The organism is Xanthobacter sp. AM11 (assembly GCF_047444035.1).
Classification (GTDB): Bacteria; Pseudomonadota; Alphaproteobacteria; order Rhizobiales; family Xanthobacteraceae; genus Xanthobacter.
In genome coordinates, this window is record NZ_JBLAOA010000001.1 from 4448608 (window position 1) to 4461771 (window position 13164).

General features: G+C 69.4%; 11 protein-coding genes and 1 other RNA gene. 2 read left to right on the top strand and 10 right to left on the bottom strand.

Going from position 1 to position 13164, the window contains the following annotated elements:
- Positions 1 to 67 precede the first annotated feature (67 nt).
- From ACI7BZ_RS20395 to ACI7BZ_RS20420, 6 genes are all read right to left on the bottom strand, one after another.
- Positions 68 to 595 carry a dihydrofolate reductase gene (locus tag ACI7BZ_RS20395; protein WP_414118956.1) on the bottom strand — a complete coding sequence of 176 codons (528 nt, stop codon included), beginning with the start codon at positions 593 to 595 and terminating at the stop codon, positions 68 to 70.
- Positions 592 to 1854, bottom strand: a complete 1263-nt coding sequence (locus ACI7BZ_RS20400; protein ID WP_414118957.1) for a flavin monoamine oxidase family protein — start codon at positions 1852 to 1854, stop codon at positions 592 to 594. Before ACI7BZ_RS20400 ends, ACI7BZ_RS20395 begins: the two co-directional genes overlap by 4 nt.
- A 30-nt stretch (positions 1855 to 1884) precedes the next feature.
- Positions 1885 to 2499, bottom strand: a complete 615-nt coding sequence (locus ACI7BZ_RS20405; protein ID WP_414118958.1) for an SspB family protein — start codon at positions 2497 to 2499, stop codon at positions 1885 to 1887.
- Between the two features lie 140 nt (positions 2500 to 2639).
- Positions 2640 to 3003: a transfer-messenger RNA gene (ssrA, locus tag ACI7BZ_RS20410) on the bottom strand.
- A 59-nt stretch (positions 3004 to 3062) separates the two neighbouring features.
- A complete protein-coding gene (locus tag ACI7BZ_RS20415; RefSeq protein WP_414118959.1) occupies positions 3063 to 4028 on the bottom strand; it encodes a site-specific tyrosine recombinase XerD in 966 nt (321 codons plus the stop codon).
- Positions 4025 to 4168, bottom strand: coding sequence for a hypothetical protein (locus ACI7BZ_RS20420; RefSeq protein ID WP_414118960.1), 144 nt, complete (start codon positions 4166 to 4168; stop codon positions 4025 to 4027). The genes ACI7BZ_RS20415 and ACI7BZ_RS20420 overlap by 4 nt, the downstream gene beginning before the upstream one ends.
- A 322-nt stretch (positions 4169 to 4490) precedes the next feature.
- Here ACI7BZ_RS20420 and aroB point away from each other — a divergent pair, with 322 nt between their 5' ends.
- Entirely contained in the window at positions 4491 to 6221 is a 1731-nt protein-coding gene (gene aroB, locus ACI7BZ_RS20425) for a 3-dehydroquinate synthase (protein WP_414118961.1), read from the top strand.
- A gap of 426 nt (positions 6222 to 6647) precedes the next feature.
- Here the strand turns inward: aroB and greA are convergent, their stop codons facing one another.
- Together greA and carB are read right to left on the bottom strand one after the other, a co-directional pair.
- Complete coding sequence (gene greA, locus ACI7BZ_RS20430) at positions 6648 to 7121, bottom strand: transcription elongation factor GreA (RefSeq protein ID WP_414118962.1); 474 nt, start codon at positions 7119 to 7121, stop codon at positions 6648 to 6650.
- Positions 7122 to 7377: 256 nt separating this feature from the next.
- Positions 7378 to 10740 (bottom strand): carbamoyl-phosphate synthase large subunit, encoded by a 3363-nt coding sequence (gene carB / locus ACI7BZ_RS20435; protein ID WP_414118963.1) that lies wholly within the window; start codon positions 10738 to 10740, stop codon positions 7378 to 7380.
- A gap of 373 nt (positions 10741 to 11113) precedes the next feature.
- Between carB and ACI7BZ_RS20440 the strand changes: the two genes are divergently transcribed.
- A complete protein-coding gene (locus ACI7BZ_RS20440; protein WP_414118964.1) occupies positions 11114 to 11548 on the top strand; it encodes a GtrA family protein in 435 nt (144 codons plus the stop codon).
- 8 nt (positions 11549 to 11556) lie between these two features.
- Here the strand turns inward: ACI7BZ_RS20440 and ACI7BZ_RS20445 are convergent, their stop codons facing one another.
- Positions 11557 to 12246 carry a class I SAM-dependent methyltransferase gene (locus ACI7BZ_RS20445; protein WP_414118965.1) on the bottom strand — a complete coding sequence of 230 codons (690 nt, stop codon included), beginning with the start codon at positions 12244 to 12246 and terminating at the stop codon, positions 11557 to 11559.
- 41 nt (positions 12247 to 12287) lie between these two features.
- Positions 12288 to 12986, bottom strand: a complete 699-nt coding sequence (locus ACI7BZ_RS20450; RefSeq protein WP_414118966.1) for a hypothetical protein — start codon at positions 12984 to 12986, stop codon at positions 12288 to 12290.
- Between the last annotated feature and the right edge of the window lie 178 nt (positions 12987 to 13164).

The following is a 13164-nucleotide window of genomic DNA, read 5'->3' on the forward strand; positions in this document are numbered from 1 at the left end:
CTGATCAGCCGCGGGCCGGCGCGACGGCTCGGCCGATCCACCACCGGCGCCGCGGGGGCCTTCGGCTTCAGGACGACTTGCGCACCAGCGTCACGACGGTGAAAGCGGCTTCGTCGGCCTCGCCCCGCAACGGGCCTTCGCGCCCCGCCTCGCGCCAGGCGTCCCGATCGAAAGCGGGAAAAACCACGTCGCCGGCGGGCGCTGCATCCACTTCGGTCAGGTGAAGGGTCTGCGCCAGCGGCAGGGTATCGGCGAAGATGCGTGCGCCGCCGATGACCATGATGGCATCCGCACCCATGGCATCGGCCGCCACATCGGCGAGGGCCAGGCCCCCGGCGAGGTCGGTGGCGCGCAGCACCCCTTCCGGCGGCGTGAATTCCGCGTCCGCGCTCACCACCACGGAGGTGCGCCCCGGCAGCGGCCGGCCGATGGACTGGAAGGTGCGCCGCCCCATCAGCAGCGGCTTGCCCCAGGTGAGGGTGCGGAAGCGCTTCAGGTCCGACGGCAGGCGCCACGGCAGGGCGCCGTCGGCGCCGATGACCCCGTTGCGCGACACCGCAACCACAAGGGCGAGGGGATGGCGGGTTGCGCTCATGGCGGCGGCTCCAAGGCGGCAAGGGCGCGGCGCGCGGCGGTGATGCCGGAGCGGTGGGCGCCGTGGCAGGTGGAGAAGGCTTCGCGTCCCAGCGCCTCCCCGGCGAAGAAGATGCGCCCCTCCAGCCCCACATGCAGGCGCTCCCGCATGTGGGCGCGGCCCGGCAGGGCGCAGGAATAGGCGCCGCCGATATAGGGCAACCCGGCCCAGCGGGTCACCCGCGCCCGCCGCACCTTGCCCCGGAGCCCGGCGCCGAAGGCTGAAGCGAGCACGCCCACGGCGAAATCCACCATCGCCGCATCCCCCTGCCCCGCCAGCGCCCCCGCCGCGGGGCCGGCCACGTGCACCACCGCCGCCGGCGCCCCGCCCGGCCGCAGCAGCACGGAGGCGCCGGCCCGGGCGGGGTCGGCCACGTCGATGGCGTCAAGGGCGGTGCGCTCGGCCACGCCGAACACGTCCGCCTCGAACAGCAGCGCCACTTTCTCGGCAATGCCCAGGGGCAGCGCCGCGAAGGCCTCCGCCAGCTCGACCGGCAGGGCGGGCGCGAAGGCGAGCCGGCCGGAGGCCACCACCGCCGTGGACACGGCTACCACCACGGCGCGGCAGGAAAGTGTGCCCCGGGCCGTATCCAGCTTCAGCCGCCGCCCGCTGCGGTCGATGCCACGCACCGGGCAATCCAGGGTGAGGGGAAGAGCACCGCCAGCCGCAACCACCAGCGCGCCATAGCCATCCAGCACCGGCCAATTGTCCGGGCTGTCGCGATAGAGGGCGAAATCGCGGGTGGAAAGGGTGTCGGGCCCCTGGGCCGACATCAGGGCGAGCCAGTGCTCGGCCAGGGGCGTGAACGGCCCGGCGGCCGGCATCACCGCCCGGGCGGCCAGGTCCTTCCCTGCGCGGCCGGCGGCCAGCACCGCTTCGAAGGCCGCGTCCACGGCCGCATCGGCGGCGGCCTTCTCGTCAGCATCGGCAAAGCGCGCGCCCAGATGCAGGCGCCGCTGCGCGCGCGCGCCGGAAGCGCCCACCCGGAAGCCCAGCCGGGCGGCAAGGGCGGTGAAGGGGTTTTCGCGGGCGTCGTGCAGCCAGTGGCAACCGAGGTCGAACGGCACGCCCAGCGTCGCCGTGTCGGTGGCGGCGCGTCCGCCCGGAGCCGATGCCGCCTCCAAGATGCGGAAATCCACCCCCGCCGCGCGCAGGCATGCGCCGGCAGACAGGCCGGCCGCACCCGCCCCGATGACTGCAACGTCGGTCTCGCAGGTCACGCGCTGGGGCTCCCGAAGGGCGAGCGCCGCCTATTTCTTGTTGCGGAAGACGTCGAGCTGCACCACCTGGGCGCCGCCGGATTGGGGGCCACCGGCGGGGTGCTCCGCGCCGTCGTCGCCGTCACGGTCCTGCTCGGCGGCGGCCTCGGCCGGCGGGCTGTTGCCCTGGGCGCTGGACAGGGTGGGCTCGGAGGCGGCCCCGCGGGAGGGGCGCATGGCGACCGGCGCGCCGACGGGGCGCAGCACCTCGACCGGCGCGTCCTCGCCCTCGGCCGCCTCGTCGTCCGGCGCCGCCAGCTCGAACTGGAGCCCGAACTTCACCGAGGGATCGAAGAAGCCCTTGAGGGCGGAGAACGGCACCAGCAGCCGCTCGGGAATGCCGCCGAAGGACAGGCCCACCTCGAACGACACATCGGTGACGATGAGGTCCCAGAACTGGTGCTGGAGGACGATGGTCATCTCCTCCGGGTACTTCTCCCGCATCCGCTGGGAGAGCCGCACGCCGGGGGCCCGGGTGTCGAAGGAGATGTAGAAATGATGATCGCCCGGCAGTCCGCCGCGGGCGACGTCGGACAGGACACGGCGCACCACGGAGCGCAGGGCCTCCTGGGCGAGAAGATCGTAGCGGATGTGATCGACCGACATGAGCCCGCAGCACTTTCCCGTGCGGCCGGGCTGTTGTGCCGCTCCCGCCGGAACCCAGGGAGCCGCGAGGCGGCGCCGTCTGCGCAGGTGGTGGCGTCGGGTGCAAACCTCCCCCCGCGTCCCGGCCGAGGCGCAAGGAAAGTGGAGGCTTCTGTTGCCAGGTGCCTCCGAACCCCGCCTATCCAGTGCTACCCGGTAGGACTTTGATTTCGATCGTCAAACCGCTCACGCGGCCTGAGCAACCGGAGCATAGTTGTCATTCGCAACTATAGGTCGGCCCGATGACGGCGGAACCATGCCGAGCGAAAGAATGCCCTTTACACCCTCGTCGATCCTATTTCGCCCCCGCCGGAACCCGCCCGGCTTTTGCGCCGAACGGGCTTTGGTGGAGGCGCCGGGTACCGCCCCCGGGTCCGAAAGGCTTATTCCGACAACCATTTATCGCCGTAGCCGACTTGCGTCGGCACAGCGAATATAAGCGCCGCGCGGCGGGGATGAAAGGGGCGCGGGGCCACAAAGTCCACGGCGTCCCAAGGTTTGCGCTCCCGACAGGCGGCGCCGGCCTATTCGTCGGTCAGGGGGTGGAGGTCGCGCACCATGCTCTTCAGGCGCTCGTCGAGGATGTGGGTGTAGATCTGCGTCGTGCTCACGTCCGCATGGCCGAGCAGGGTCTGCACCACCCGCAGGTCCGCCCCGTGCGCCAGGAGATGGCTGGCGAAGGCGTGGCGCAGCACGTGGGGGGAGAGCTTGGCGGGGTCCAGCCCGGCCTCCAGCGCCAACGTCTTCAGGTCGCGGGCGGCTTGCTGGCGGGTCACATGGCCGCTCTCGCCGAAGGAGGGAAACAGCCAGCGCGAGGCCGCAAGCCCGGCCGCCGCCCGGGCCTCCAGCCAGGCCGTCATGGCCGCCCGGGCCGGCTGCGACAGGGGCACCAGCCTTTCCTTGCGCCCCTTGCCGGTGACGAGAATGGCATCGGCACGGCTGCGGGCGGCGGTGGCCGGCAGGCCCACCAGCTCCGACACGCGCAGGCCGCTGGCATAAAGCAGCTCCACCATGCAGGCGACCCGCGCCCGCCGCAGCACCTCGCCGCGCCGCGCATGCCCGGCCCCCTCCCCCTCACCGGCCGGGTCGGCGCCGGGGGGCTCGGCCGCGCGGCGGTGGGCGGTCTCGATCAACCGCGTCACCTCGTCCACCGACAGCACCTTGGGCAAAGGCCGGCCGCGCTTGGGCCCCTCCAGCACGGCGGCGGGATCATCCGCCCGGTGCCCTTCGGCATAAAGGAAGCGGTAGAACTGGCGCACGGCGGAGAGCCGCCGGGCCACGGTGGTGGCCTTGTAGCCGCGGGCGCTCAGGTCGGCGAGCCAGTCGCGGATGTCCTGCGTCGCCGCATCATCCAGGCGCCCGGCGCGCGCGGCAGCGAAGCCGGCGAAATCCTCGATGTCCCGGCGGTAGGCATCCAGGGTATTGCGCCCGGCGCCCCGCTCCACCGCCTGCATGTCCAGGAACAGCGCGAGCGGGCCGCAGACGCTCATTTGCCGATCCGCTCCTGCGGAACGGTGAAGGTGATTTCCCGCTCCTGCGGCTCCACCCTGGTGGCCAACGCCCACAAGGCGGCGTAGCCCATGCCCGCCAGCACCGCCAGAACCAGCAACAGTCGGATGAGCGTCGGCATCGCCGCTCCCTTCCCTGCCGCACCGAATCACCTCCGGCGCGCTTTCGCGGGCAGAGGTGCCATGCCTCCATCCCGTATTCAACCGCATTGCCGGCTCGTCTCCCGGGTGCTAGAGCACGCGCCGATCAGCTTGCAAAGCAAGCTGATCGGATAACGCGTTCTCTATCCCTAAGTTAGAGGGCGATTCACCGATCAAATTGAGTCAATTTGATCGGATCGCGCTCTAGAGGCGCTTTTCATCCGGCCGCGGCGGAAGGTCGCCGCCGGTGCTGCAGGGAAGGCGCGGGTGCAGACGCAAAAGACCCCACAGGCCGAGGCGACGATGCGTGAGCCCGTGATGCCGGCGGATGTGCTGCGCCTGCTCTGCCGACGCTCCATCGTTCTGGTGGGCATGCCGGGCGCCGGCAAATCCTCCGTCGGCCGCCGCCTCGCCAAGCGGCTCGGCCTGCCGTTCGTGGATGCGGACGAGGAGATCGAGCGCGCCGCCTCCATGAGCATACCCGAAATCTTCGCCCGCCGCGGCGAGGCGGAGTTCCGCGAGGGCGAGAAGCGCGTCGTGGCCCGCCTGCTGCAATCCGGCCCGCTGGTGCTGGCCACGGGCGGCGGCGCCTTCATGAGCGCAGAGACCCGGGCCGCGGTGGCCGAGGCGGGCGTCTCGGTGTGGCTGCGGGCCGATCTCACCACCCTGCTGCGGCGGGTGAAGAAGCGCACCGACCGCCCCCTGCTCGCCGATGGCGATCCCGCGCAGAAGCTCGCCGCCCTGCTGCGCCTGCGCGGCGACACCTATGCGCTGGCCGACGTGACGGTCGATTCGCGCGACGTGATGCACGAGCTGGTGGTGGAGGAGGTGATCACCGCCATCCACCGCCACCTTGCCCGCGACATGGAAGACACAAGCCCCATGCCCGTTTCGACTGCCGCTCCCGTGCCCACCGCTGCCCCTTCGTCCGCGGCCGGAACCACCGTGCATGTGGACCTGGCCGGCCGCCCCTACGACATCCACATCGGCCCCGGCCTGCTGGCCCACGCCGGCGCCCGCATCGCCGCCCTGCGGCCCGGCGCGCGGGTGGCCATCGTCACCGATCGCAACGTGGCGGCGCGCCATCTCGGCACGGTGGAGGCGTCGCTGGACGCGGCCGGTATCGACAGCACCGCCGTGGTGGTGGAGCCGGGGGAGAAGAGCAAGAGCTGGGCGGGCCTGGAACAGGTGGTGGAAGCCCTCATCTCCGCCCGCATCGAGCGGCGCGACCTGGTGCTTGCCCTCGGCGGCGGCGTGGTGGGCGACCTTGCGGGCTTCGCTGCCTCCGTGCTCCGGCGCGGGGTGGATGTGGTGCAGGCCCCCACCACCCTGCTCGCCCAGGTGGATTCCTCCGTGGGCGGCAAGACCGGCATCAATTCGCCCCAGGGCAAGAACCTGGTTGGCACCTTCCACCAGCCGGTGCTGGTGCTGGCCGACACCGCCGCCCTCGACACCCTGCCCGTGCGCGAGGTGAAGGCCGGCTATGCCGAAGTGGTGAAATACGGGCTGCTGGGCGACCGCGCCCTGTTCGAGACGCTGGAGCGCGACTGGCCGGGCGTCATCGGCGGCGGGCCGGCGCGCATCGCCGCCGTTGCCGCAAGCTGCGCGGCCAAGGCGGCCATCGTCGCCCGCGACGAGAAGGAGACCGGCGACCGCGCCCTGCTCAACCTCGGCCACACCTTCGGCCATGCGCTGGAAGCCGGCGCCGGCTATGGCGAACGGCTGCTGCATGGCGAGGGCGTCGCCATCGGCATGGCCCTGGCCTTCGCCTTCTCGGCGAAGCTCGGCCTGTGCTCCGGGCAGGACGTGACGCGGGTGGTGCACCACCTGCAGGCGGTGGGACTGCCCACGCGCATTGCCGACGTGCCTGGCGAGCTGCCCGACACGGATGGGCTGATGGCGCTGATCGCACAGGACAAGAAGGTGAGCCGCGGCGCCCTCACCTTCATCCTCGTGCGCGGCATCGGCGAGGCGTTCGTGGCCCGGGACGTGAACGCTACGGACGTGCACGCCTTCCTGGCCGAGATGCGCTAGTGGTTCGACCGCGACAGATGGAACCCATCTGTCGCGACTAGGTCGAACCACAACGCCTTGATCTGGTGGATCAACTTTTCGAAACGGATGGGAACCATCCGTTTCGGTTGATCCACTAGGCCGGATCTGGACCTGTAAAATCGCCGAGGCGATTCCGCAGGTCCAGCCAATCCATCTCAGTTCGATAAGTTTGAGGGCGATCGGGCCGCGCCCGGCCGGGAAGGCCCGGCGCGGCGCCGATTCGGCGGCACGCGCGAAATCGCGAAAATGAATGGGCGAACAGGGCCTAGGCCAAGCCCGAATGCACCCCAACGGAGCAGCGGCCTCCTCCCGCCGCCGGGAAGGGGGCCGCGTGCTCCAACTTTGAGTTGGGGGGCAATTCACCGAGCAAATTGACTCAATTTGATCGGATCGCGCTCCAGTCCCTCAGGCCCAGCGCACCGCAACGATCTCGAAGGAGCGGGCGCCCTTGGGGGTCACGACCTCCACCGACGCGCCCTTCTTCTTGCCGATGAGCGCGCGGGCCACGGGCGAGGAGATGGAGATGCGGCCGGCCTTGGCGTCGGCTTCGCTGTCGCCGACGATCTGCCAGACCTTCTCCTCCTCCGTGTCCTCGTCCACGAGGGTCACGGTGGCACCGAATTTCACCACGTCGCCGGACAGCTTGGAGACGTCGATCACCTCGGCGCGCGAGAGCTTGTCCTCGAGCTCGGCGATGCGGCCCTCGTTCAGCGATTGCTGCTCCTTGGCCGCGTGATATTCGGCGTTCTCGGAGAGGTCGCCATGGGCGCGGGCCTCCGAAATGGCACTGATGATGCGCGGACGCTCCACCTGCTGACGCTGCTTCAACTCTTGCTCAAGGGCGACATACCCTGCCGGCGTCATCGGAATTTTTTCCATGGGTCCTTCTTCAGACCTCCCGAAATCATCGACGCGCCATGCGCTCACCGGAAGGCGCGCCGATGCCTGAAATGAATGCCACCCGGCAAAGCAGGACTTTGCGGCGGCCCCCGCCTCCGGCGGAAGGGGTTCCGCAACGAAAGCTCCACCCGCCCGGTGCCCGAGGCACAAGGCGGCCATGATAATCACGCCCGCGAGGCAATCGCGCCCGCCGGGAACGAGGGCCCTCGCGCGCCGCGATCACCGGGACGCAGAATCAGGCGACGGAGGCCTTGCCCCGCGCCTCATGCCCGCCGGCATCGAAATAGCCCTGCAACGGACGCACGGTAAGATCGCCGCCCACATAGGCCTTGATCCCCTGCGCCGCAGCGATGGCTCCGGACAGCGTGGTGTAATACGGCACTTTCTGCAAGAGGGCGGCGCGCCGGAGCGAGCGGCTGTCCGCAAGCGCCTGCGCGCCCTCGGTCGTGTTGAACACGAGCTGCACCTCGCCGTTCTTGATGGCGTCCACGATGTGCGGGCGGCCTTCGAGCACCTTGTTGATCTTGGCGGCGGCCACCCCCTGCTCCTCCAGGAAGCGCTGGGTCCCGGAGGTGGCGATCACCTTGAACCCAAGCTCCACCAGCATCTTCATGGTGGGCAGCACGCGGATCTTGTCGCCGTCCTTCAGCGACACGAACACCGTGCCGGATTTGGGCACCTTGGTGCCGCCACCCAGCTGGCTCTTGGCGAAGGCGACGCCGAAATCGGTGTCGAGCCCCATCACCTCGCCGGTGGAGCGCATCTCCGGGCCGAGCACCGTATCCACGCCCGGGAAGCGGGCGAAGGGGAACACCGCCTCCTTGATGGCGATGTGGCCGATCTTCGGCTGCGCCAGATGGAAGGACGCCAGCTTCTCCCCGGCCATCACCCGCGCCGCGATCTTGGCAATGGGCAGGCCGATGACCTTGGCGACGAACGGCACCGTGCGCGAGGCGCGGGGGTTCACCTCCAGCACATAGATTTCGTCGCCCTTGATGGCGTACTGCACGTTCATCAGGCCGCCGACGCCCAGCGCCAGCGCCATGGCGGCGGTCTGCTTCTCCAGCGCGGCCAGCATGTCCGGCGAGAGCGAATAGGGCGGCAGCGAGCAGGCGCTGTCACCCGAATGGATGCCCGCCTCCTCGATATGCTCCATGATGCCGGCGATGAACACGTCGGTGCCGTCGCACAAAGCGTCCACGTCCACTTCGATGGCGTCGGACAGATAGCGGTCGAACAGCAGCGGGTTCTTGCCCAGGACGGTGTTGATCTGGCCCGTCTTGTCGTTGGGATAGCGGGCCTTCACCTCCTGCGGCACGAGGCCGGGCAGGGTCTCCAGCAGATAGTCGCCGAGCTGGCTCTCCTCGCGGATGATCTGCATGGCCCGGCCGCCCAGCACGTAGGAGGGGCGCACCACCATGGGATAGCCCAGCTCCCCGGCCACCAGCCGCGCCTGCTCCACGCTGTAGGCGATGCCGTTGGCCGGCTGCAGGATCTTCAGGCGGTCCAGCAGGGTCTTGAAGCGGTCGCGGTCCTCGGCGAGGTCGATGGCGTCGGGCGAGGTGCCGAGGATGGGCACGTCGGCATCCTCCAGCGCCTTGGCCAGCTTCAGCGGCGTCTGCCCGCCGAACTGCACGATGACGCCCTTCAGCGTGCCGCAGGTCTTCTCCCGGGCGATCAGCTCCAGCACGTCCTCGGCGGTGAGCGGCTCGAAATAGAGCCGGTCCGAGGTGTCGTAGTCGGTGGAGACGGTTTCCGGGTTGCAGTTGACCATGATGGCTTCATAGCCCGCATCCTTCAGCGCGAAGGCCGCGTGGCAGCAGCAATAGTCGAACTCGATGCCCTGGCCGATGCGGTTCGGCCCGCCACCCAGGATGATCACCTTCTCCCGGCCGGAGGGCTGCGCCTCGTCGGCGAGCACGCCCGCGAATGGCGTCTCATAGGTGGAATACATATAGGCCGTGGGCGAGGCGAACTCGGCCGCGCAGGTGTCGATGCGCTTGTACACCGGCTTGACATCGAGACCATAGCGGCGCGCCCGCACCTGCGCTTCCGTGAGGCCCGCGAGGGTGGCGAGGCGGGCGTCGGAAAAGCCCATGGCCTTCAGCCGGCGCAACGCGCCCTGCGTCTGCGGCAGGCCGAGGCGGCGGACCTTCGCCTCCGTATCCACGATGCCGCGGATCTCGGCGAGGAACCAGGGGTCGATCTTGCAGGCGGAATGGATCTGCTCGTCGGTGAGGCCGAGGCGCATGGCCTGCGCCACATAGAGCAGCCGGTCCGGCGTGGGGGTGCCCAGGGCGGCGCGGATGGCGTTCTTGTCGTCGCCCTGGCCCAGGCCCTCGATCTCGATGTCGTCGAGGCCGGTGAGGCCGGTCTCCAGCGAGCGCAGGGCCTTCTGCAGCGATTCCTGGAAGGTGCGGCCGATGGCCATGGCCTCGCCCACAGACTTCATGGCGGTGGTGAGCACCGGGTCGGCGCCCGGGAATTTCTCGAAGGCGAAGCGCGGCACCTTCGTCACCACATAGTCGATGGTGGGCTCGAAGGAGGCCGGGGTCGCCCCGCCGGTGATGTCGTTCTCGATCTCGTCCAGCGTGTAGCCCACCGCCAGGCGCGCCGCGACCTTGGCGATGGGGAAGCCGGTGGCCTTGGAGGCCAGCGCCGAGGAGCGCGACACCCGCGGGTTCATCTCGATGACGATGAGCCGGCCGTCCTCGGGGTTCACCGCGAACTGCACGTTGGAGCCGCCGGTCTCCACCCCGATCTCGCGCAGCACCGCCAGCGAGGCGTCGCGCATGATCTGGTATTCCTTGTCGGTGAGCGTCAGCGCCGGCGCCACCGTGATGGAATCGCCGGTGTGCACCCCCATGGGGTCGATGTTCTCGATGGAGCAGATGATGATGCAATTGTCCGCCTTGTCGCGGACCACCTCCATCTCATACTCTTTCCAGCCCAGCACGCTCTCTTCGATGAGCACTTCCGAGGTGGGCGAGGCATCGATGCCGCGTTCCACGATCTCGATGAACTCGGCCTTGTTGTAGGCGATGCCGCCGCCGGTGCCGCCCATGGTGAAGGACGGGCGGATGATGGCGGGCAGGCCCACCTCCTCCAGCGCATCCAGTGCCTGGGACAGGGTCTTGATCTGGCGCGACTTGGGCGTGGAGAGGCCGATCTTGGTCATGGCCTCGCGGAAGCGCTCGCGGTCCTCGGCCTTGTCGATGGCCTCGGCGGTGGCGCCGATCATCTCCACGTCGTATTTTTCCAGCGTGCCCATCTTCTTGAGCGACAGCGCGCAATTGAGCGCGGTCTGGCCGCCCATGGTCGGCAGCAGGGCAAAGCCCCGGGAGCGGTCGCCGCGCTCCTTCTCGATGATCTTGGTGACGATCTCCGCGGTGATGGGCTCGATATAGGTCGCATCCGCCATGTCCGGGTCGGTCATGATGGTGGCGGGGTTCGAGTTGACGAGGACGACCCGGTATCCCTCCTCCTTCAGCGCCTTGACCGCCTGCGTGCCGGAATAGTCGAACTCGCAGGCCTGCCCGATCACGATGGGACCGGCGCCGATGATGAGGATGGTTTCGATATCGGTGCGTTTCGGCATATCCGTCTTGAGCCCTCGACCGCCGCCGTCGGACCCCCGGAAGAGGAGGCCGGATGCCCGCAAGCGGGGGTCAGTTTCGTTAGCCCCTCGGGCCACCCGGCCGGCGCGGCGCGCGTGATCCTTCCCGTATCGCGCTGCGGGCGCAAAAAAAGGGCCGCGGGTCACGCGCCCCCGAAAAGGATTCGAACACCGCCCGTCCTGGTCGTCCGGGGCGGGCGCGCGACGCGGGCACCAAGACGGGCGCGAGAGACATGGACAGGAGGCCACACCCTCGAGAAATCTCTTTACCCGGCGCGCTGATGGGCTTCCTTAGACCATAATTTACGGCGACGGAAGTCGCCTCCCGTTGGTTCCTCCGCCGGAGTTCCGCCCGTTGCCGCCTGCCCTGCGTGACCTGGTCCTGAAATACCGCGACATCCTTCGCCAGTTCTCCACCTTCGTCGGGGTCGGGGTCACTGCGGCGGCCGCGCATTTCTCCACCCTCGCCCTGCTGGTGGAAACCGACGCCCTCGGCCCGGTGGCGTCCTCCGCCGTGGGCTTCGTGGTGGGCGGCATCGTCTCTTATGTGCTGAACCGGCGCTTCACCTTCGAATCAACCCGCTCCCACGCCGGCGCGGTGCCGCGCTTCATCATGGTTGCCGGTGTCGCCTTCCTGCTGAACGGGGCCCTGATGGCCGTCCTCGTCCATGACCTGGGGCTGTTCTACCTCTTCGCCCAGGTCATCACGACAGGGATCATCATGATGTGGACCTTCACCGGCTACCGCGTGTGGGCCTTCGCCCACCGTCCCGGCGCGCGACGGGCCTGACCCGCGGGCTACCGGATCGCCAGGAAGGCCAAGCGCTGCTGGTTGTAGCCCACATTGGGCCGGGTGCGGCGCGCCTGGAAGCCGGCGGCCTGCAGCAGGGCCAGCATCTGCGGCTCTTCATAGGTGGTGAGCCCTACCTCGTGCCGCAGCTTGCGGTAGGAGGAGAAATAGGTCCGCACGAGCCCCGTCACGGCGCCTAACAGGAAGCCCTCCCGCACGGCGAGGGCGAGCAGGACCCGCGCATCCACCACGGCGTTCACCTGCGGGGGGATCACATCCGCCACCAGCAGGGTCCCGCCCGGCGCCAGCAGCCGGTGCCAGAGCTGCAGCAGGCCGGCGAGGGTTTCGCGAGAAAGGTATTGCGACACGGAATTGCAGACGATGAGATCGAAGCTGCCGTCGGGCAGCGCCTCCACCTCCTCCGGCGACAGGACGGCGACCTTCGCCTCCCCCGCGAGGCGTGCGACAAGGCGCGCGCGCACCGCGGGCGCCGCATCGGCAAGCACAAGGTGCCCGCACCGCGCCGCAAGGTCGGCCGCGCCGAGGGTGTCGCCGCAGCCGTAATCCAGCACTCGCGCCTGCGGCCCCGGCAGCAGGCGGGCGATATCCGCGCTGATGCGGGCATAATGCACGGCCTTGTGGCGCGCATTCACATAGATCGGGTGATCACCGTTCCAGAACGAAATCCAGTCGGCCATCTACCAGTCTCCGCAGGACCTGCCTGCCGCCCCGGCGCGGCTCATGGATACGTCACCCAGAAGACGCCCACGGTGGGTGCGGCGGCGCGGATGCCCGGATCATTGGAGGGATAGATCTTCGGCCCGGCAATCCGCGCCTGCGCTGAATCCGGCGCCGTGGCCGAGAGCGCAAGCTGAACGCCCAGCTCGCATCCCGCACCGATATTGGCGAGCTTGCCGCCGCGCCAGTCCGCCACCACGCCCCCGCCATTGCCGCCGAAGCCCTGGATGCGGAAGGGGCGGCCGTTCGCCCGTTCGAGCTCCGCCACGGTGGAGCCTATGGAAATGCCGTTCACGCTCCAGGCCGATGTTTCGGTGAACGCCACCCGCCGGGGCGCCGCCATGGCGGCCGGGTCCTTCCAGGCCACTTCGAGGCTCAGGGCGGGGTCGTTCGGCAAAAGCACGATGCCCGGGGACCGGCTGCCATCGGGCGAAATGATGTTGCCGGTCACCACGTTGGCCTGACCGAAGTCGGCGGCGATGTTCACCGCGGTGGTGTTGGGGGCGAACGGGCCGGCGCACTGGAACTGCCGCGGGCCGGCGGTGGGCTTGGGGATCGAGACGAAGGTTTCCGAATAGTCGCCGAAATCGTCGGATTGCTTCACCACGCCGGTCCCCCAGCTGTCCGGGTTCCCCTGGCAGGCGCCGAGCGCAAGGCCAAGCAGGAGGGCACAGGATGCGATGGGGCGACGCAGGGCCATGGCAGCTTTCTTCAGGACACGACAGGAGCCGGCGCGGAGCGGGCCACGGCCCCCTCCCGGCACGGTCTGCTGTCTTAGCGCCTCGATCCTTGACCCGCCAGTGGTCTGCGCCGGACGCGACCGCCCGGCACGGGGACGGCGCGTCACGCGCCTTTCATCATGAACGGCTTTTCTGCTT